The sequence below is a fragment of the Allocatelliglobosispora scoriae genome, from assembly GCF_014204945.1.
GTDB lineage: Bacteria > Actinomycetota > Actinomycetes > Mycobacteriales > Micromonosporaceae > Allocatelliglobosispora > Allocatelliglobosispora scoriae.
On the sequence record NZ_JACHMN010000002.1, the window covers coordinates 2767865 to 2787370 of the forward strand.

General features: G+C 68.6%; 15 protein-coding genes and 3 pseudogenes. 7 read left to right on the forward strand and 11 right to left on the reverse strand.

Going from position 1 to position 19506, the window contains the following annotated elements; translation table 11 throughout:
- Positions 1 to 180: 180 nt before the first annotated feature.
- The 5 genes from F4553_RS18005 to F4553_RS18025 are packed head-to-tail and all read right to left on the reverse strand — an operon-like array spanning position 181 to position 5869.
- Positions 181 to 1008, reverse strand: coding sequence for an ABC transporter permease (locus F4553_RS18005; protein ID WP_184837534.1), 828 nt, complete (start codon positions 1006 to 1008; stop codon positions 181 to 183).
- Positions 1008 to 1931: an ABC transporter permease gene (locus F4553_RS18010; RefSeq protein ID WP_376776223.1), complete on the reverse strand. Its 924-nt coding sequence runs from the start codon at positions 1929 to 1931 to the stop codon at positions 1008 to 1010. Before F4553_RS18010 ends, F4553_RS18005 begins: the two co-directional genes overlap by 1 nt.
- Positions 1928 to 3115, reverse strand: coding sequence for an ABC transporter ATP-binding protein (locus tag F4553_RS18015; protein ID WP_184837536.1), 1188 nt, complete (start codon positions 3113 to 3115; stop codon positions 1928 to 1930). The genes F4553_RS18010 and F4553_RS18015 overlap by 4 nt, the downstream gene beginning before the upstream one ends.
- Before the next feature lie 12 nt (positions 3116 to 3127).
- Positions 3128 to 4369, reverse strand: coding sequence for an ABC transporter substrate-binding protein (locus F4553_RS18020; protein ID WP_184837538.1), 1242 nt, complete (start codon positions 4367 to 4369; stop codon positions 3128 to 3130).
- An 18-nt stretch (positions 4370 to 4387) separates the two neighbouring features.
- Positions 4388 to 5869, reverse strand: a complete 1482-nt coding sequence (locus tag F4553_RS18025; protein ID WP_184837540.1) for a gamma-aminobutyraldehyde dehydrogenase — start codon at positions 5867 to 5869, stop codon at positions 4388 to 4390.
- A gap of 248 nt (positions 5870 to 6117) precedes the next feature.
- Between F4553_RS18025 and F4553_RS18030 the strand changes: the two genes are divergently transcribed.
- The 4 genes from F4553_RS18030 to F4553_RS18045 all read left to right on the forward strand — a co-directional run bounded on the left by F4553_RS18030 (position 6118) and on the right by F4553_RS18045 (position 10695).
- Complete coding sequence (locus F4553_RS18030; protein WP_184837542.1) at positions 6118 to 6618, forward strand: Lrp/AsnC family transcriptional regulator; 501 nt, start codon at positions 6118 to 6120, stop codon at positions 6616 to 6618.
- A gap of 217 nt (positions 6619 to 6835) precedes the next feature.
- Positions 6836 to 7714, forward strand: coding sequence for a DUF559 domain-containing protein (locus F4553_RS18035; protein ID WP_184837544.1), 879 nt, complete (start codon positions 6836 to 6838; stop codon positions 7712 to 7714).
- A 240-nt stretch (positions 7715 to 7954) separates the two neighbouring features.
- The gene (locus F4553_RS18040) at positions 7955 to 9304 is read left to right on the forward strand and encodes an aspartate aminotransferase family protein (protein ID WP_184837546.1); all 1350 of its coding nucleotides are present in this window, start codon (positions 7955 to 7957) and stop codon (positions 9302 to 9304) included.
- A gap of 20 nt (positions 9305 to 9324) precedes the next feature.
- On the forward strand, positions 9325 to 10695 hold the full coding sequence (locus F4553_RS18045) for an NAD(P)/FAD-dependent oxidoreductase (protein ID WP_184837548.1): 1371 nt from the start codon (positions 9325 to 9327) through the stop codon (positions 10693 to 10695).
- A 98-nt stretch (positions 10696 to 10793) separates the two neighbouring features.
- Here F4553_RS18045 and F4553_RS18050 read toward each other — a convergent pair whose 3' ends face one another.
- Positions 10794 to 11144: a DUF3499 domain-containing protein gene (locus tag F4553_RS18050; protein ID WP_184837550.1), complete on the reverse strand. Its 351-nt coding sequence runs from the start codon at positions 11142 to 11144 to the stop codon at positions 10794 to 10796.
- Positions 11145 to 11315: 171 nt separating this feature from the next.
- Here F4553_RS18050 and F4553_RS18055 point away from each other — a divergent pair, with 171 nt between their 5' ends.
- The gene (locus tag F4553_RS18055) at positions 11316 to 11750 is read left to right on the forward strand and encodes a metallopeptidase family protein (protein WP_376776224.1); all 435 of its coding nucleotides are present in this window, start codon (positions 11316 to 11318) and stop codon (positions 11748 to 11750) included.
- 49 nt (positions 11751 to 11799) lie between these two features.
- Here F4553_RS18055 and F4553_RS18060 read toward each other — a convergent pair whose 3' ends face one another.
- The 3 genes and pseudogenes from F4553_RS18060 to cofG form a co-directional block, all read right to left on the reverse strand.
- Complete coding sequence (locus F4553_RS18060; RefSeq protein ID WP_184837552.1) at positions 11800 to 12054, reverse strand: WhiB family transcriptional regulator; 255 nt, start codon at positions 12052 to 12054, stop codon at positions 11800 to 11802.
- 243 nt (positions 12055 to 12297) lie between these two features.
- Positions 12298 to 13494 (reverse strand): annotated as a pseudogene (gene cofH / locus F4553_RS42980) (5-amino-6-(D-ribitylamino)uracil--L-tyrosine 4-hydroxyphenyl transferase CofH); the annotation flags it as partial.
- Between the two features lie 282 nt (positions 13495 to 13776).
- Positions 13777 to 15132: pseudogene (gene cofG, locus F4553_RS42985) on the reverse strand (7,8-didemethyl-8-hydroxy-5-deazariboflavin synthase CofG); the annotation flags it as partial.
- 67 nt (positions 15133 to 15199) lie between these two features.
- On the opposite strand from cofG, the gene cofD reads away from it, so the two are divergent.
- Positions 15200 to 16198 carry a 2-phospho-L-lactate transferase gene (gene cofD, locus F4553_RS18070; RefSeq protein ID WP_184837554.1) on the forward strand — a complete coding sequence of 333 codons (999 nt, stop codon included), beginning with the start codon at positions 15200 to 15202 and terminating at the stop codon, positions 16196 to 16198.
- Positions 16198 to 16947: pseudogene (locus tag F4553_RS18075) on the forward strand (coenzyme F420-0:L-glutamate ligase); the annotation flags it as partial. The gene cofD and the pseudogene F4553_RS18075, both read left to right, overlap by 1 nt.
- 127 nt (positions 16948 to 17074) lie before the next feature.
- Here F4553_RS18075 and F4553_RS18080 read toward each other — a convergent pair.
- Together F4553_RS18080 and F4553_RS18085 are read right to left on the reverse strand one after the other, a co-directional pair.
- Positions 17075 to 18040: an ArsR/SmtB family transcription factor gene (locus F4553_RS18080; RefSeq protein WP_184837557.1), complete on the reverse strand. Its 966-nt coding sequence runs from the start codon at positions 18038 to 18040 to the stop codon at positions 17075 to 17077.
- 325 nt (positions 18041 to 18365) lie between these two features.
- Positions 18366 to 19451, reverse strand: coding sequence for a mannose-1-phosphate guanylyltransferase (locus tag F4553_RS18085; RefSeq protein WP_184837559.1), 1086 nt, complete (start codon positions 19449 to 19451; stop codon positions 18366 to 18368).
- Positions 19452 to 19506 lie beyond the last annotated feature (55 nt).

Genomic DNA, 19506 nt, shown 5'->3' on the forward strand with positions numbered 1-19506 from the left:
TGCCCACCGGGCCCGAGGCCCAGTCCCGGCGAGGCGGCTACCCGCCGGGTCCGCGTCTTGTCCTCGACCAGCGCATCCGGGTGGATGTTCGGCAGTTGAGGCGCGGAAGTCTTTGTATGCCAAGAGCCGTCGGTGACCCTGCGTCAACGCGCAACGGGACCGACGGCTCGTGGGATGGAGCTAGCTTGCTGCGGCTCGCTTCGCGCGGCGCAGATTGTTGAGCTGGCCGACGAGGACGATGACGAAGGCGACGAGGAACATCCCGGTGGCGATGGCGTTCACCTCGGGGGGAATTCCCCGCTGGTTGGCTCCCCAAACGAAGAGCGGGAACGTCACGACGCTGCCGGAGCCGGAGCTGAAGGCCGTGATGATGTAGTCGTCGAACGACAGCGAGAAGGAGAGCAGCGCTGCCGAGGCGATGCCGGGGGCCACGAGCGGCAGGGTGACCTGCCGGAACGTGGCAAACGGGGTCGCGTAGAGGTCGGTTGCCGCCTCTTGCAGCCGGGGATCCAACCCGGCTAGCCGCGCCTTCACGGTCACCACCACGAATGAGATACAGAACATCACGTGCGCTATGACTATAGTCCCGAATCCGGTCGGGACTTGCAAGGCTACGAACAGCGCAAGCAGGGACGATCCCATGACGATCTCGGGTGTCGCCATCGGCAGGAAGATCAACAGGTTGACCGAGGAGCGCCCCAGGAATCGGTGCCGCACGAGCGCGAAGGCGATCATCGTGCCGAGGATGGTGGCGATCGCCGTCGAGATCGCACCGATCAGCAGGCTGTTGACGAGTGCGCCCTTGATGTCCGGATCGTCGAGCATCCCGGTCCAGTTCGACAGCGACCAGTTGATCCCGCCGTCGAGCTGGTAGGTGGTCCGCTTGCTGGACGGCTCGTTGAACGACAGCAGCATGATGACGAGCACCGGCGTGGCCATGTAGGCGAGCACCAGCAGCCCGACCGCCATGACCCAGCGATCGGCCACAAATCTGATAACCCGGTGCATCAGACCACCTCGTCCGTGCCGGCCTTGCGCACATACGCGAAGACCATGACCAGGATGCCCGCCATCAGCATGAACGACAGCGAAGCGGCGAGCGGCTGGTCGTTGACGACCAGGAACCGGGACTGGATGACGTTGCCGATCATCGTCGTCGACGGGTTGCCGAGCAGCTCGGCGTTGACATAGTCGCCCGCCGCCGGGATGAAGGTCATCAGCGTGCCCGCGATGACGCCCGGCAACGACAGCGGCAGGGTCACCTTCCGGAAGGTCTGCACCGGGCCCGCGTAGAGGTCCCGGGAGGCTTCCAGCAGCCGCGGGTCGAGCTTCTCCAGCGAGGCGTAGAGCGGCAGCACCATGAAGGGCAGGAAGTTGTAGGAGAGGCCGGCAATCACCGCGAACGGCGTGGCGAGCAGCCGGTCGTCCGGACCCAGGATGTGCAGCCACTTCAGGAACTCCACCACGTAACCGTGGTCCGACAGGATCGTCTTCCACGCCAGCGTACGCACGAGGAAGCTGGTGAAGAACGGTGCGATCACGCCGACGAGCAGCAGGTTCTTCCACTTGCCGCCCTTCTGCGCGATGGCGTAGGCGAGCGGGTAGCCGATCACGAGGCAGATCGCGGTCGCGATGAGCGCATAGGTCAGCGACCGCAGGAACTGCGGGCCGTAGATGTCGAGTCCGTCGGCGTAGTTGGACCACTGCCAGGTGAAGGCGTAGCCCTCCTCGATCGACCCCGACGGGTCGTAGAGGCTGGTCTGGATGAGCTGGATCATCGGGTAGACGAAGAAGACCAGCAGGTAGAGCCCGCCCGGCAGCAGCAGGAGATAGGGCACCCAGCGGCGCTTCTTCATCCCGGCGGGCGGCTCCGCCGGCGGTTCGTAACCGGCCGACCCCGAACCGACCCCGCCGTGAGCGAGAGCGGTCACAGCAGGCTCCCGCCGTCGGGAGCGGCTGTTTCCGGCGCGCCCTGCGAAGCAACGGCACCAGCACCCGCCAGCAGGAACGAGTGCTGCGGGTGCCAGTGCACCACGACGTTCGCGCCCGGCCGCAGCGGCGACGACGTACCCGAGTTCGGGGCGAAGATCGAGAGCTCCTCACCCCAGGGCGCGCTCACCAGGTACTGCGTGGAGACGCCGACGTAGGACGAGTCGGTGATGACGCCGGGGACGGCGTTGTGGCCGTCCGGCACCTGCAGCGCCGACTCGACCAGGTGCAGCTTCTCCGGGCGTACCCCCAGGAATGCCGGACCGGCGGTGACCCGGCTGCGGTCCCGGGGGACCGCGAAGCGCGAGCCGTAGGCCTCGACCAGGACGTCGTCGCCGCTCGTGCCCGAGCAGGCCGAGGTGAGCAGGTTGGACTGGCCGAGGAAGTTGGCGACGAAGACCGTCGCCGGGAACTCGTAGATCTCCGTCGGGCTGCCGAGCTGCTCGATCTTGCCCGCGTTCATCACGGCGACCGTGTCGGCCATCGTCATGGCCTCCTCCTGGTCGTGCGTGACGTGCACGAAGGTGATCCCGACCTCGGTCTGGATCCGCTTGAGCTCGATCTGCATCTGCCGCCGCAGCTTCAGGTCGAGCGCGCCGAGCGGCTCGTCGAGCAGGAGCACCTGCGGGTGGTTGATGAGGGCTCGCGCCAGCGCGACGCGCTGCTGCTGACCTCCCGAGAGCTGGGCCGGGCGGCGCGAAGCGAGGCTGCCCAGCTGCACCAGGTCCAGCATCTCGGCGACCTTGACACCGATCTCCTTGCGCGGGGTCTTGCGCTGCTTGAGGCCGAAGCCGACGTTGTCGGCGACGGACATGTGCGGGAAGAGCGCGTAGCTCTGGAAGACGGTGTTGACCGGCCGGTTGTAGGGGCGCAGGCGGGTGATGTCCTTGCCGCCCAGCGTGATCTGACCGGTGGTCGGCTCCTCCAGCCCGGCGACCATGCGCAGGGTGGTGGTCTTCCCGCAGCCCGACGCGCCGAGCAGCGCGAAGAACGAACCCTGCGGCACGGTGAGGGTGAGATCGTCCACCGCGGTGAAGGCGCCGAAGCTCTTCGTCACGTTGGTGATCTGGAGGTCGCCGGTCGTGGCGTTCTTGGGGGGCACGACCGGGGAAGTCAATACAGACATGGCTTAATTTACCTATGCTCCGATGACGGCCTGGAACTTGGCCTCATAGTTCTTGCGCTCGGCCTCGGTGAGCTCCTTGAAGACCTTCGTCTTGCCGAGGGTCTCCGCCGTCGGGAAGATCGCCTGGTTCTCGACGAGCTCGGGATCGATGTCCTTCATCGCCTCCTGCGCACCGACGACGGGGCAGATGTAGTTGATGTAGGCGGCGAGCTCGGCGGCGATCTTCGGGTCGTAGTAGTAGTCGATCAGCGCCATCGCGTTGGAGGCGCGGCCCGAGGTCACCGGGATCAGCATGTTGTCCGACCAGCGCATCAGGCCCTCGTCCGGCGTGACGAACTTGATGTTCTCGTTCTCGCCGCTCAGGCCGATCACGTCACCGGACCAGCCGATCGCCGCCACGACATCGCCCTTGGCGAGGTCCTCGAGGTAGTCGTTGCCCGCGGCCCGCCGGATCTGGCCCGAGTCGACCGCCTTCTTCAGCTTGTCGAGGGCGGCGTCGAAGTCGGCCTCGGTGAAGTTGTCGGGGTCCTTGCCGAGCGAGAGCAGCAGCAGTCCCATCGTGTCGTTGAGCTCCTTGAGCACCGACACCTTGCCCTTGAGGTCGGCCCGGGTCAGCAGCTCGTCGATGTTGCGGACCTCCTTGGCGAACTTCGCGTTGTAACCGATGCCCGTCGTGCCCGAAGTCCACGGCGCGGCATAGAGCTGCTCCGAGTCGAAGGAGCGGCCCTTCAGGGTCGGCAGCAGGTTCTTCTGGAAGGTCGCCACCTTGCTCGGGTCGAACTTCTGCGCGAAGCCGAGCTTGATGAACTTGCCCGCCATCCAGTCGGTGAAGACGACGATGTCGCGGTCGATCGTCTGGCAGGCGTTGAGCTGGGTGCGGACCTTGCCCAGGAACTCGTTGTTGTCGTTGACATCTTCCTGGTAGGTCACCGCGATGCCGGTCTTGGCGGCGAAGGCGTCCAGGGTGGGGTGCTTCTTCTCGTCCTTCTCGTCGGTGTCCATGTACTCGACCCAGTTCGAGAAGACCAGCTTGCGGTCGGCCGCCGAGACATCCGGGGTCGCGCAGGCCGGGCCCGCGCTCGCGCCGGGGCTCTTGGTCGGCTTGGTGCCGCACCCGGCGAGCGAGGCGCCGGCCGCGACGAGCGCGCCACCGGCGACTGCGCCACGCATCAGGTTGCGCCGGCTGGTGCCGCCACTCGCGGCGAGGATGGCTCGGGCTTCAGGAGAGAGGGGGGTACGCGAACGCGAAGGCATCGAGGGGGGTCCTTTGTCTTAGCGGTTAGTGAAGATCGTTCTGTGCCAGGGTTTTGCTGCGACTCCGGTGGCGTCCAGCATGACGTGTTTCATCTGGGTGTACTCATCGAACGAATAGGTGGACATGTCTTTGCCGAAGCCAGACCGCTTGAACCCACCGTGGGGCATCTCGCTGATGATCGGGATGTGGTCGTTGACCCAGACACAGCCGGCCTTGATCTCCCGCGATCCGCGCAGGGCACGGTGGACATCGCGGGTCCAGACGCTCGCGGCGAGACCGTAGGGGGTGTCGTTGGCGAGCTCGATCGCCTCGGCATCCGTGTCGAAGGGCAGCGCCACCAGCACCGGTCCGAAGATCTCCGACTGCACGACCTCGGCGTCCTGGCTCACCCCGGTGATGAGGGTCGGCAGGTAGTAGGCACCGGGTCCGGCGGGCGCCTCGCCGCCGGTGACGATCTTCGCGCCCGCCTGCCGAGCCCGGTCGACGAATCCGGCGACCCGGTCGCGCTGCGCGAAGCTCACCAGCGGGCCGAGGTCGGTGGCGGGGTCCATCGGATCGCCGAGGATGACGCCGGCCATCAGCTCGGCCACCCGCTCGACGAAGGCGTCGAAGATGCTCCGGTGAACGTATGCCCTGGTCGCGGCGGTGCAGTCCTGGCCAGAGTTGATCAGGGAGCCGGCGACCGCGCCCTGGGCCGCCGCCTCGATGTCGGCGTCGGCGAAGACGACGAAGGGCGCCTTGCCGCCGAGCTCCAGATGCACCCGCTTCACCGCACCGGCGGCCGTGGCGCCGATCTGGCGGCCGACGGCGGTCGAGCCGGTGAAGCTCACCATGTCGACGCCGTCGTGCGCGACGAGCGCGGCACCGGCGATCGCTCCCCGACCGGTGATCACGTTGACGACACCGGCCGGGATGCCCGCGTCGAGCGCCGCCTGCGCCAGCATCACGCTGGTCAGCGGGGTCAGCTCGGCGGGCTTGAGCACGATGGTGTTGCCCGCCGCGATGGCGGGCAGGATCTTCCAGGCCGCCATCTGCAGCGGGTAGTTCCACGGCGAGATGGAGCCGACGACCCCGATCGACTCGCGCCGGACGAAGCTCGTGTGGTCGCCCGAATACTCCCCCGCCGCCTTGCCCTCCAGGTTGCGGGCGGCCCCGGCGAAGAACGCGGTGTTGTCGATCGTCCCCGGCACGTCGAACTCGGTGGCGAGGCGGATCGGCTTGCCCGTCTGCGCGACCTCGACCCGGGCGAACTCGTCGGCGCGCTCGGTGAGGACCGCCGCGAGGGCGACCAGCTTCCCCGACCGCTCGGCAGGTGTCGCACCGGACCACCCCGGGTAGGCCGCCCGCGCGGCGGCGACCGCAGCGTCCACGTCACCGGCGTCGGCGAGGTTGATCTCGGTGACCGTCGTACCGTCAGCCGGGTTGATCACCGCGAAGTGGTCACCGGAGCTGCCCGCGACGACCTCTCCGCCGACCAGGTGGTGTGCGAGCTCACCCATGATCAACTGCCTCCCGGTAGGCTCGTGGTCTGTCGGATCTTCGACGCAGCCTTGTGACGACAGATACTTGCACTTCGGTGCCGCACATCACAAGGGATTCCGTTGTCGATCTAGCCTTGGACCACGGATTACGCCACACTTGAGCTCCGAAGATGACGTACTCGTTACGGGCGGCCACCTCGGAGCCATCGCGCTATCCTGTTTCCCCCATCTCTCACCAAGATCTCCAGTGACTTTCAGGAGGCCCCGTGCCCCAGCAGGTCGTGCGCACGACGAGGGTTCATCCCCATCTCGACAACGCCCACCATGCGCTCCTCGACGATGTCGCGAAGCAGATCATCGAGCAGCTGCAGGAGGACGGTCGGCGGCCGTACGCCACGATCGGCCGAGCCGTGGGCCTCTCCGAGGCTGCGGTGCGGCAACGCGTACAGCGGCTCATCGACGCGGGCGTCATGCAGATCGTCGCCGTCACCGACCCGCTCCAGCTCGGCCTCGGCCGCCAGGCGATGGTCGGGGTGAAGACATCGGGCAACCTGGAGCTGATCGCCGACCAGCTGTCCCTGATCGACGAGATCGACTACGTGGTGATCACAGGCGGATCTTTTGACCTGCTGCTGGAGGTGGTCGCCCGCAACGACGACCATCTGCTGGAGGTGATCCAGGAGGTCCGCGCGGTGGAGGGTGTCAACGGCACCGAGGTCTTCGTCTACCTCAAGCTCCGCAAACAAACCTACTCCTGGGGCGCCTAACCCCTCCCGCTCGCCTTTCCTCGCCACGTGGGCCGCTGCGCGCCCAAGATCGTCGTCACGTTTTGCAGCAAAGCGTGGCCTCGGCGCGGATTTTGGCCACGCTTTGCTGCAAAACGTGACGATCTTGAGCGGGCTCGGTTGTCCACACAGCGGCACTGTCCACAGGACGGGGGTGCTTGAGCGGGCGTCCACGCGGTGGAGGGCTGAGCCTGGTCCGGTGCCCAAGCCTCCATACCGGCCTCGGGAACTCGCCTGGCAGATGTTCAGGGGATCCCAGGCCACCCGAATCGGCGTCCTCACCGAAAACCAGCTTCGCACCTCGGCCTGGATCCGGGTGCGTCATGACGTCTACGCCGACTCCCGCCTCGAACGCGATCACGCGCTCGCCTGTCAGGCCGCCATGCTCAGGCTGCCGAGGGAGGTGGTGATCGGCGGGGCTTCCGCGGCGTACCTGCTGGGTGTTGCTCATGCCGCGTCCTTCCGCGACCCGGTCAGCGTGATCGCGCCAGCCTCGATGCATGTCGGAACGCAGGCCCGCCTCGTGACCCACCACCTCACGGTCGACCCGCAAGACATCAGCGGTCGGATGACCACGGCGGAGCGGACCGCGTGGGATGTCGCCCGGTGGTACGAGGTGACACGAGCAGTGGCGATCATCGACACTCTGCTCAGCGGCGGTCTCGTCACCGCCGAGAGCCTCGCCGCGACAGCGGAGCGCCTGGGCAGCGAGCGAGCGGTCACGACGTTCGACCTGGCCGACGGCCGATCGCAGTCACCTCCGGAGTCCGCGCTGCGAGTGCGCCTGGTGCTTGCCGACCTGCCCAAACCCACGCCCCAACTCGCGGTCCGTGTCGCCGACGGAATCGTGCTCCATCCCGATCTCGCCTGGGCGGAGTACAAGGTGGCGATCGAGTACGACGGCGAATGGCACGACGAGACCGACCAGTTCCATCGTGATCGCCAACGCCTGAATCTCCTCGTTGCCGATGGCTGGATCGTCCTGCATGTGACCAAGCGCCAGCTCACAGCCGACTTCCCCCGGCTGGTCAGGCAGGTCAAGGCCGCACTCCGCTCCCGAGGCTGGCGCCCGGCCTAACGCTGGTCACGTTTTGCAGCAAAGCGTGGCCTCGGCGCGGATTTTGGCCACGCTTTGCTGCAAAACGTGACGATCTTGAGCGGGCGGACCGGCCGCCGCCGGGTGGTCCCGTCGCATCGGGAGCGGGGTACGGATTTCGTTGCGAAAGCTTGAAAGGGCGACGGTTAGGGTTGCGGTGGGCCGCAGCACTGTGCGATAACCGTAGGCACCTGCTTTTGAGACCCCCAAGATGAGGCGACAATGGGCAATCCAACCGACAACCTCTGGATGCACTTCACCCGCATGGGTGCCTACCGTGACGGCAACGTGCCGACGATCGTGCGGGGGGACGGAAGCTACATCTGGGACGCCGATGGCAAGCGCTACCTCGACGGCCTCGCCGGCCTCTTCGTCGTCAACGCGGGCCACGGTCGGCAGGAGCTGGCGCAGGCGGCGTTCAAGCAGGCGAGCGAGCTGGCCTACTTCCCGCTGTGGTCGTACGCGCACCCCAAGGCGGTGGAGCTGGCGGAGCGGATCGCGACCCTGACCCCCGGCGACCTCAACCGGGTCTTCTTCACGACGGGCGGCTCCGAGGCGGTCGAGACCGCGTGGAAGCTGGCACGGGCCTACTTCAAGCGCGTCGGCCAACCGCTGCGGCACAAGGCGGTCAGCCGCTACATCGCCTACCACGGCACCTCGATGGGAGCCCTGTCGATCACGGGCATCCCGCCGTTCAAGGTGGACTTCGAGCCGCTGGTGCCGGGCGGGATCAAGGTCCCCAACGCCAACTTCTACCGGGCGCCGGAGTTCTGCCGGGAGGACGAGGCGGCGTTCGGCCTCTGGGCCGCCGACGAGATCGAGCGCGCGATCCTCCGCGAGGGCCCCGAGACGGTGGCCTGCGTCTTCCTGGAGCCGGTGCAGAACGCGGGCGGCTGCCTGCCGCCGCCGGTCGGCTACTTCCAGCGGGTCCGCGAGATCTGCGACCGCTATGGCGTCCTGCTCGTCTCCGATGAGGTGATCTGCTCGTGGGGTCGGCTCGGTGAGTATTTCGGCGCCCAGCGCTACGGCTACCAGCCCGACATCATCACCACCGCCAAGGGCCTGACCTCTGGTTATTCACCGCTCGGCGCGATGATCGCATCGGACCGGCTGATCGAGCCGTTCCTCGCCGACGGCCAGATGTTCGCCCACGGCGTCACCTTCGGCGGCCACCCGGTGAGCTGCGCGGTGGCCCTGGCCAACCTCGACATCTTCGAGCGCGAGGACCTCATCGGTCACGTGCAGCGCCACACGGCTGCGTTCCGGGCGACGCTGGAGAAGCTCTACGACCTGCCGATCGTCGGTGACGTTCGCGGTGACGGCTTCTTCTTCGGCATCGAGCTCGTCAAGGACACGACGACGCGGGAGACCTTCACCGACGCCGAGTCCGAGCGGATCCTGCGCGGATTCCTGTCGCACGCGCTCTTCGACGCGGGGCTCTACTGCCGCGCCGACGACCGGGGCGACCCCGTCATCCAGCTGTCGCCGCCCCTCATCGCCGAGCAGCAGCAGTTCGACGAGATCGAGCAGATCCTCCGCGATGTCCTGACAAAGGCGTGGACGCTCCTGTGACCTCGTTCTGGTCAGAGTCCGTGAATGCCGCGAAGCCGACTTCGTCGACCGCGACCGAGGGCCGCTCCCCGATCGGGGGGCGGCCCGCCCTGACTGGCGACACGACCGCCGACGTGGCGATCGTCGGCGCCGGCTACACGGGCCTCTGGTCGGCCTACTATCTCAGCAGACAACGCCCTGACCTGCGCATCATCGTGATCGAGAAGGAGCACGCGGGCTTCGGCGCCTCCGGTCGCAACGGCGGCTGGTGCTCGGCGCTGCTGCCGACGCCGATCTCCACGCTGGCCCGCCGCCACGGTCGCGACGCCGCGATCGCGATGCAGCGCGCGATGTTCGCGACGGTCGCGGAGGTGGAGCGCGTCACGGTCGCCGAGGGCATCGACTGCGATCTGGCCGTCGGGGGCACTCTCCACTTGGCGCGTACGCCGACCCAGCTCACCAGGGCCGTCCACGAGGCCGCCGAGGCCGCGGAGTTCGGGCTCGCCGACGATGTCAGGCTGCTCAGCGCGGCCGAGGCGAGTGATCGCTGCTCCGCCACCGGGGTCCTCGGCGCGACCTTCTCACCGCACTGCGCCGCGATCCACCCGGCGAAGCTGGTCCACGGCCTCGCCGCGCTGGTCGAGCGGCTCGGCGTGACGATCGTCGAGGGCACCAGCGCGCTCCGCCTCACCGCCCACCAGGTGATCACGGACCGGGGCACGGTGACGGCGGGCCACGTCATCCGGGCCACCGAGGGCTATACCCACACGATCCCCGGCAACCGGCGCGAGCTCGCCCCGGTCTATTCGCTGATGGTGGCGACCCCGCAGCTCGACGCGGCGACCTGGGACCGGATCGGGCTGCGCGAGCGGGAGACCTTCGCCGACCACCGCCACCTGATCATCTACGGCCAGCGGACCGCGGACGACCGGCTCGTCTTCGGTGGACGGGGCGCGCCCTACCACTTCGGTTCGGCGATCCGGCCCGAGTTCGACACCGATGCCCGCGTCGCCGCCAAGCTGCGCCGGACGCTCGGCGAGCTCTTCCCGGTGCTGGGTGACGTACCCATCACGCACGCATGGGGCGGACCACTCGGGATCGCCCGGGACTGGCACGCCGCCGTGGGACGGGATCCGCGTCGGGGGTTCTACCACGCCGGAGGCTATGTCGGGGACGGGGTGGCGACGAGCAACCTCGCCGGGCGTACCCTCCGGGATTTGATCTTGGGGGTGGAGAGTGAGCTGACCGCGCTGCCGTGGGTGGGGCACCGCTCGCCGAGGTGGGAACCGGAGCCGCTGCGCTGGATCGGGATCAACGCCGCATTGCGGCTGGTCTCGGGCGCGGACGCCGAGGAGGCGCGCACCGGCAGGCCGTCCCGCCGAGCCGCCCTCACATCGCGCCTGCTCGGCTGACCGCCTGCCACGTTTTGCAGCAAAGCGTGGCATCGCGGCGCGAAATAGCCACGCTTTGCTGCAAAACCTGGCAGGGGCGGCGCTACCCGGCGCGGGAGCTACTGGGGTGGGGGGACGCTGCGGAGGTGGCCTCGGCGGCCGGGGGTGGGCGGCGTGCCCTCCTCGCGTCGCTGCACCGGGCGGGCGGCCTCGCGGACCGCCTCCGCGAGCGCGACCAGGTCGTCCGTGGTGGGCGGTGGCGCCTCGAACTCACCGTCGTGGCGCACGAGCTGCCAGCCGCGGGGCGCGGTGAGGCTCCGCGCGTGCGTTTCACACAGGTCATAGGTGTGCGGCTCGGGGTAGGCCGCGAGGGGCCCGACAACGGCCGTCGAGTCCGAATAGACATAGGTCAACGTCGCAACCGCCTGGCGGGGGCAGCCGTTGCGGGAGCAGCGTCTTGGTGACCTCACGGCCGCTGACGTTATCGCGACACGCCCTGGCTGATCCCACCGACACGCCCTATTGACGTGCGCGATCTCCCAGCGGCACCCGGGAAGCGCCCGGGATGCCGGCAGGGGAGGCCCGCAAGGCGCGCCCGGATAGTTGCCGCGCGCCGGTCGCCGGGCGATACATTGTCAGACGTGACCAGCCCTGAGCGCCGCCGCCCGAGCCAACGTCGTGACCGGCACGGCCGCGGCCTGCGGGGGCGCCTGGTGCCGGCGACGGTCCCGATGTCCCGGACCAAGGCCGAGGTCTTCGACGACCTGGTGCTCGACACGGTCGAGTCGCTGGAGCGGCGTTACACGACGGAGCTGGCGGGTGTCGAGTTCGCGGTCGAGGATGTGCCGCCGGACCTCAACGTCTACGACTCGGATGTGCTGGAGGACGGCTCCGTGCCGCTGGCGCGCCTGCTGCCGGGCCGACCGGGCAAGCACGGCGTCCCGCCGCGGATCGTGGTCTACCGCCGACCGCTGGAGTTCCGGGCAGCCGATCGTGACGAGCTGGCGGAGCTGGTCCGCGACGTGGTCGTCGAGCAGGTGGCGAACCTGCTCGGCATGAGCCCCGACGACGTATAGAAAAGCGCACAGTAAAGGGCGCCCCACCGCGGGGCGCCCTTTACCGAAGTCAGGCAGCTCGACGCTTCAACTTGCGTCGTTCTCTTTCGGACAGTCCACCCCAGATGCCAAAACGTTCGTCATGGCCAAGGGCGTACTCCAGGCATTCGGCCTTCACGTCACACCGCGAGCAGATGCGCTTCGCCTCCCGGGTGGAGCCACCCTTCTCCGGGAAGAACGCCTCCGGGTCAGTCTGCGAGCAGAGAGCCCTCTCCTGCCACTCCGGCGCGTTGCCGAGCAGATCGGCCACGACGGGACCGTCCATCGCACCAGCCTCCTTATTCTGCGCCGACCGTGTCGACGCAACCCCCCTTGTCCAGTTTGGCAGCGTTCCCCAAACGCCCTCCGGACAACCCCGCCAAAATTACACGTGTGTCACGCGTGCATCGTCAAGGCGAACCTGATAAATGGGCCGTTCGTTCGGGGTACCCCGCCACTGCCCTATCGTTTGGAACGCCCAATTGGTTACGGCCTTTCGGCGTGTCGTCGCGGATTTTCCTTGGGGGCACTAAACAATGGCGCGCGCCATCGCCGGACCCACCCTGCCGTAGGTCGTCGTCCGCTGCGCTGCCGGGCGTCCCGCCGCCGCCGCGATCGCATGGAGTTGTTCCACCGTACGGGCGGATCCAAACTCAGATCCGGCCATTCGGGAAATTGTCTCCTCCATCAGCGTCCCGCCGAGATCGTTGCAGCCGCCCTGGAGCATCATCCGGGTGCCCTCGTCGCCGAGCTTCACCCACGAGCACTGAATGTTGTCGATCCGCCCGTGCAGCAGGATCCGCGCCATCGCGTGGATCACCCGGTTCTCCCGCCAACTGGCTCCCGCCCGGGCGATCCCGGCGAGGTAGATCGGCGCGTTGGTGTGCACAAAGGGCAGTGCCACGAACTCGGTGAACCCACCCGTCCGGTCCTGGATCCCGGCGAGCACCCGGAAGTGCGTCAGCCAGTGCCCCGGATTGTCCACATGCCCGAACATCATCGTCGCGCTGGACCGGATCCCCAGCTCGTGCGCGGTCGAGACGACGTCGATCCACTGTGCTGTCGGCAGCTTGCCCTTGGTCAGCACCCAGCGCACCTCGTCGTCGAGGATCTCCGCCGCGGTCCCGGGGATCGTGCTCAACCCCGCGTCACGCAGGCCGGTCAGCCACTCCCGCACCGAGACGCCGGCTTTCGCCGCCGCAGTCACGACCTCCATCGGCGAGTACGCATGAACGTGCATCTCCGGCAACCGCGACTTGATCGCCCGGACCAGGTCGGGGTAGACGCTCACGGGCAGCTTGGGATCGATGCCGCTCTGGATGCAGACCTCGGTGGCGCCGAGATCCCAGGCCTCCACGGCCCGCTCGACGACCTGGTCGACGCTGAGCCGGTAGGCGTCCGCGTCCCGTTCCCGCTGCGCGAAGGCACAGAACCGGCAGCCGACATAGCAGACGTTCGAGAAGTTGATGTTGCGATTGACCACGTAGGTCACCTCATCGCCCACCACCTTGGCCCGCAGCACGTCGGCGATGCCCGCGAGCCGGTCGAGGACCTCCCCGTCGCTGGCGAGCAGCGCGAGCGCCTGCTCCTCGTACTCGGGAAGCAGCAACGACGCCGGGTCGTCAGCGGCCCGGGCCAGCGCGGCCTCGATGAGCGCGCTGGAGATCGCACCGTTTTCCCCGAAGATGGCCTGATCATGACCCTTGATCACACCGTTATCCCCGAGGAAGGTGTGATCTTGCTCGGTAACGCCGCGCGAGGAGCCCGCAGCGGGCCGCGAGAGCAGCGAAGCGCTGGAGATCACGTCGCTTTGCCCGAACCAGACGTGATCATGGGATGTGATCACGTCTGGTTCCCCGAACTTGACGTGATCTCCAGAAGGGAAGCCCGCGGCGAGCGGCCCCGCAGGGACCCGCGCACCCCGAGCAGCACCCAGCTCCTCGTCGTCGAGCTCTCCCCCCAGCGACACATCCGCGCCCGTCGACCCACCCGCAGCAGCCGAAGCCCCAGCAACCGGAGTCCCAGCCGCAGCAGCCGACGCCACCGCAGACCAGTCCCCATAGATCGTGTCGAAATCGGCCCGCCGATCCCCCGTCCGCCCCACCGTGTCGATCTCCGCGTGCAGCGAGGTCCGCCCGATCGCGACGAGCTCCTCCGGCTCCTGCCAGGCCATCCCCACCGGCTTGGCCGACTCGTCCGCCAGCCCGGACGGCAGCGCGAGCGCCGACACGAACGAGAACAGCCGCGGGTCGATCCACCGCTCCGCGTCCTGCACATAGGACGGGTAGACCGTCAACCGCTCGCGCAGCTCGAACCCGGCCTCGGCCGAGTGCGCCGCGAGCTGCTCGATCACCGGCCAGGGCCGCTCCGGGTTCACGTGGTCCGGCGTCACCGGCGACACGCCGCCCCAGTCGTCGATCCCCGCCGCCAGCAGCAGCGCGAAATCCCCGCCGATCAGGTTGGGCGGCGCCTGGATCCGGGCCTTGGGCCCGAGCACCAGCCGGGCCACGGCGACGGTGGCCGCAAGCTCGGTCACGAGTGCGTCCGGCGCGGACCGCATCGCCGTGTCCGGCTTCGCCCGGAAGTTCTGAATGATGGTCTCCTGGATGTGGCCGTACTCCCTGGCCACCCGGCGGATCGCGAAGATCGACTCGGCCCGCTCCTCCAGCGTCTCACCGATCCCGATCAGGATGCCGGTCGTGAAGGGCACGCCGACCCGCCCGGCGTCCTCCAGCACCCGCAGCCGCAGCGCGGGCTCCTTGTCGGGCGAGCCGTAGTGCGGGCCGCCCGGCTCGGACCACAGCCGGGTCGCGGTCGTCTCCAGCATCATGCCCATGCTCGGCGCGACCGGGCGCAGCCGCTGCAGCTCTTCCCAGCTCAGCACGCCCGGGTTGAGGTGCGGCAGCAGACCGGTCTCCTCCAGCACCGCGATCGCGCAGGCCCGGACGTAGTCCAGGGTCGTGCCGTAGCCCCGCTCATTGAGCCACTGAGCCGCCTGGGGCCATCGGTCCTCAGGTCGGTCACCAAGGGTGAAGAGAGCTTCCTTGCAGCCCTGTGCAGCCCCCTCGCGGGCGATCGCCACCACCTCGTCACGCTCCAGGAACAGCGATTCGAGCCGGTGCGGCACGGTGGCGAAGGTGCAGTAGTGGCATCGGTCCCGGCAGAGCCTGGTCAGCGGGATGAACACCTTCTTCGAGAAGGTGACGACGCCTGGGCGGCCGGCTGCGAGCAGGCCCGCATCGCGTACCGCCGAGGAAATCTCAAGAAGCGCGGCCAGGTCGTCACCGCGTGCAGCGAGCAGCGTCGCAGCCTCGGTCTGGTCCAGAGTCCGGCCGTCGCGAGCGCGACGCAGCGCCCGCCTCATCGCATCCGCCACTCGCGCACTCTAGCGCCGTTGAAGGGTGGAACAGAGCATGGGAGAGGATAAGGAAATGCACATCACGGTGATCGCCGGCGGCATCGGCGGGGCGAAGTTCCTCCAGGGGGTCCGTGCGCACGCTCGCACGATCGGCGCCGAGGTCACGGCCATCATCAACGTCGGCGACGACGTGACCATGCACGGGCTGCGAATCTGTCCCGATCTCGACTCGGTGATGTATACGCTGGGCGGGGGCAACGATGTCGAGCGCGGCTGGGGCCGGGCCAAGGAGACCTTCGTCGTCAAGGAGGAGCTCAACGCCTACGGCATGGCGCCGGAGTGGTTCGGGCTCGGCGATCGTGACATCGCCACGCACCTGACCAGGACCGTCATGCTCAACGCGGGCTACCCGCTCTCGGCGGTCACGGAGGCGCTGTGCCGGCGCTGGCAGCCGGGCGTGCGCATGATCCCCGCGACCGACGAGCGGATGGAGACCCACGTCGCGCTGCGCCGCGACGAGGCCGAGGCCGCGGGGGTCGATGTCTCGACCGCTCCCGCCGAGTCCGAGCAGGTCGTGGTCCATTTCCAAGAGTGGTGGGTACGCCTGCGCGGCCGCGTCGACGCCCAGCGCTTCATCTTCATCGGCGCCGATCAGGCGAAGCCCGCGCCGGGGACGCTGGAGGCGATCGCCGGGGCCGACATCGTGCTCCTCGCCCCGAGCAACCCCATCGTCTCGATCGCTCCGGTCTTCGCCGTGCCGGGCATGCGCGACGCGCTCCGATCGACGCCTGCCCCTGTCGTCGGCGTGTCGCCGATCATCGGCGGCTCCCCGGTCCGGGGCATGGCCGACCGCTGCCTCGCCTCCGTCGGGATCGAGTGCTCCGCCACCGGTGTCGGTGCCCTCTACGGCGCCAGGGCGACCGACGGCCTGCTCACCGGCTGGCTCGTCGACCCGGTCGACGCGCAGACCACCGTGCCCGGCGTGACCGTCCGGGACACCCCGTTGTGGATGACGGACGACGAGGCGACCGCCTCGATGGTCCGCGCCGCCCTGTCGCTCGGAGGCGTGTGATGGAACTGCCCGATGGTGCCCTCTCGGTGATCCCGGTGCGGGGCATCCCGTCCGTGCAGCCCGGGGACGACCTCGCCTCGTTGATCATGACGGCCGCGCCGTGGCTGCGGGACCACGACATCCTCGTCGTCACCAGCAAGATCGTGTCGAAGGCCGAGGGCGCGCTCGTCGACGTGCCGGAGAGCGGCTCCGAACGCGAGGAGGCCCGCGAGTCGGTCCTGCGCTCGCAGACCGCCCGGGTGGTCGCCACACGCGGGCATACCCGGATCGTGCAGACCCACCACGGCTTCGTGATGGCCAACGCCGGCATCGACGCCTCCAACGTGGACCGCGCGCAGCTCGTCCTCCTGCCCAAGGACCCCGACGCCTCCGCCCGGGCACTCCGCGCCGAGCTGCTCGCCCGAGGGCTCGACGTGGCGATCGTCGTCTCCGACACCGCCGGGCGGCCGTGGCGCAACGGGCTCACCGACGTGGCGCTCGGCTGCGCGGGGATCTCACCGCTGCGCGACCACCGGGGCGAGACCGATCCCTACGGCAACGAGCTGCACATCACCCAGATGTCGATCGTCGACGAGCTGGCGGCCGCGGCGGAGCTGGTCAAGGGCAAGATCGACCAGGTGCCGGTCGCGGTCGTCCGCGGCCTGATCACGTCGACGACCGACGAGGAGCCAGGCGTCGTACCCACCCTGGTCCGCGACGCGGGCAGCGACCTGTTCTCCCTGGGCACGGCCGAGGCGATGGAGCTCGGCCGCACCCTCCTGTAATGCGGGCGTACTGCCGACGACCGTCACGTTCCCTGTCACGTTTTGCAGCAAAGCGTGGCCATTTCGCGCCGCGAAGCCACGCTTTGCTGCAAAACGTGACAGGGGGCACGGGTCAGCCGAGCAGGGCGAGGCCCAGCGGAGTCAGGGAGTGCATCACCCGGTTGGCGTCGCGGACGCTGACGAGCAGGCCGGAGTCGCGCAGCACGGCGGCGTGCTCGCTCGCCGCCGACATCGAGATGTTGAGCCGTCGCGCGAGCTCGGTCGTGGTGCACCCCTCGGCCACCACCTCCAGGACCGACGCCCGCGTCCGCCCGACCAGCGACGCGAGCGCCTCCTTGCGTACGCCGGCGGGCAGCACCGGGGTCTTCTTCACCGGATAGACCAGCACCGGCGGCAGGTCGTGATCGGCGAGCTTCAGCGGCATCTCGTTGGACTTGAAGTAGCTCGGCACCAGCACGAGGCCGCGGCCGTCGAGGTGCAGATCCGGCTCGCCGCGGTAGCCGTCGATCTCCAGCACCCCACCCGACCAGCGCATCGCCGGGTGGATCGCGCCGAGCATCGCCTCGACGCCACGCTCGACCATCATCCGGCCGCGCAGTGCCCGGTCGGCGTCGATGGCAGCCCGGACCCGGTCCCAGATGGGGTCGAGTGCGGTCTTCTGATAGCTGCGCATCGCGGTGCCGAGCGCCTCCGCCGATGACGCGTCGCCCCGGCGCAGGCCGTCGAGCGCGGACGAGCGGGTTTCGAGCAGGCCGACCTCGCGCTCCAGCACCTCGCGGGGAGTCCGGACGACCTGCTCGATCGCCGCCTCGAAATCGCGGTCGGCGACAGCCGGGGTCAGGAAGTCCGGAAAGTAACCGAGTGGGGGGTTCAGCTTGACCAGCATGTCGACCTCGGCGCGCACGGGACTGCCCGGACGGAGCGCCGCCGTGACGGTGCGCTTCCAGGGGTCCAGGACCGGGTCGGCATTCCGCGTACGCAGAACGTGCATGCTCAGCACGAGTTCCCAGAGTGGCTCGGGGCCGGGCGCCACCCTGGTACGAGCGAGATCCTCACCGGTGAAGTGAATCCGCAGCATGTTGAGGGCTCCGTACTAGGGAACCCCAGACATTACAGAACCCTTATCACCTGCGTCTTTCGTCCCTGGCCGAAACTCCTCGACCCGAACGGCCCATATGCAGCATGCTCATCTGGCGCCACACGGGGAGGCGCACCGCACGGGGGATTTACTTGCGGGGGCGTGGCGCGCTCCTGCTGCGCTTGGCACCAAGCAGCAGCAGAGCGCGCCACGCTGTTTTTCCTGCCCGGGTGGCTCAGCACCCGAAATAACACCAACTCTTCAAGAGTTGCGGCGATCGGGGAGCCGAACCGCCCGGCCGCCCGCCGAAGCGGGCAGGCCGGCGTTACAGGTAGGCGGTTTCGCCCCGGTCCTTGAGCTCGTCGACCAGCTTCTTCACATCCTGGGCCCGGTCACGCGGGCAGACCAGCACCGCGTCCGGCGTATCCACGATGATCACATCGCGCAGGCCGACGGCGGCGACGAGCCGGCCCGAGCCGGGCACGATCACCGAGTCGTGCACGTCGACGAGGAGCACCTCGTCCTTGGACCCGCCGAGGATCACGTTGCCCTCGTCGGTCGCGGGCAGCACCGTGCCGACCGTGTGGAAGTCGCCGATGTCGTGCCAGCCGAAGTCACCCGGAACGGTCCCGACGATGCCCTTCGCCGACGCGCCCTCCATCACGGCGTAGTCCACCGAGATCTTGGTCAGGGTCGGCCACAGGTCGCCGATGGCGGCGTCCCGGTCGTCGGTGTCCCAGACCGCGGCGATGGCACGCAGCCCCTCGTGCAGAGACGGCTGCTGCTCGGCGAGCTCGGCGAGGAAGACGTCGGTCTTCCAGACGAACATGCCGGCGTTCCACAGGTAGTTGCCGGACTCGACATACGCCCTCGCCACCTCGGCGTTGGGCTTCTCCTTGAACTCCGTGACCTCGCGGATGCCACCGGCGACGAGATCACCGGTGTGCAGGTAGCCGTATCCGGTCTCGGGGTGCGTCGGGGTGATGCCGACCGTCATCAGCAGCCCGCGCTCGGCGCCCGCCACGGCCTCGCGCACGACGGTGACGAAGGCGGCCGGATCGCGTACCAGATGGTCGGCGGAGAAGGACCCCATCACCGCGCCGGGCGAGCGGTGCTCGATCACCGCGGCGGCCAGCCCGATCGCGGCGCAGGAGTCGCGGGGCGACGGCTCGACCAGGATGTTGGACTCGGGCAGGTCGGGCAGCTGGCGCGCGACCGCGACGGCGTGGGACACGCCGGTGACGACGAAGGTCTCCGACAGGCCGGAGAGCGGTGCCAGCCGGGCCATCGTGGCCTGCAGCATTGTCTGTGCGGTGCCGGTGAGCGGGTGAAGGAACTTGGGGTTCGACGACCGGGACAGCGGCCAGAGGCGCGTCCCGCTTCCACCAGCGGGAATTACGGCATGCAACATCCGGCCATTCTGCTCCAGGATGGCCGGAGTTGCCGTGTTCACCACCGATGAAGTT

Coding starts and splice junctions, on each gene's coding strand:
- F4553_RS18040 (WP_184837546.1), top strand. CDS start 7,955: ATGGGCAATCCAACCGACAACCTCTGGATGCACTTCACCCGCATGGGT.
- cofD (WP_184837554.1), top strand. CDS start 15,200: ATGCACATCACGGTGATCGCCGGCGGCATCGGCGGGGCGAAGTTCCTC.
- F4553_RS18085 (WP_184837559.1), bottom strand. CDS start 19,451: ATGTTGCATGCCGTAATTCCCGCTGGTGGAAGCGGGACGCGCCTCTGG.
- F4553_RS18015 (WP_184837536.1), bottom strand. CDS start 3,115: ATGTCTGTATTGACTTCCCCGGTCGTGCCCCCCAAGAACGCCACGACC.
- F4553_RS18020 (WP_184837538.1), bottom strand. CDS start 4,369: ATGCCTTCGCGTTCGCGTACCCCCCTCTCTCCTGAAGCCCGAGCCATC.
- F4553_RS18025 (WP_184837540.1), bottom strand. CDS start 5,869: ATGGGTGAGCTCGCACACCACCTGGTCGGCGGAGAGGTCGTCGCGGGC.
- F4553_RS18060 (WP_184837552.1), bottom strand. CDS start 12,054: ATGGACGGTCCCGTCGTGGCCGATCTGCTCGGCAACGCGCCGGAGTGG.
- F4553_RS18080 (WP_184837557.1), bottom strand. CDS start 18,040: ATGCTGCGGATTCACTTCACCGGTGAGGATCTCGCTCGTACCAGGGTG.
- F4553_RS18005 (WP_184837534.1), bottom strand. CDS start 1,008: ATGCACCGGGTTATCAGATTTGTGGCCGATCGCTGGGTCATGGCGGTC.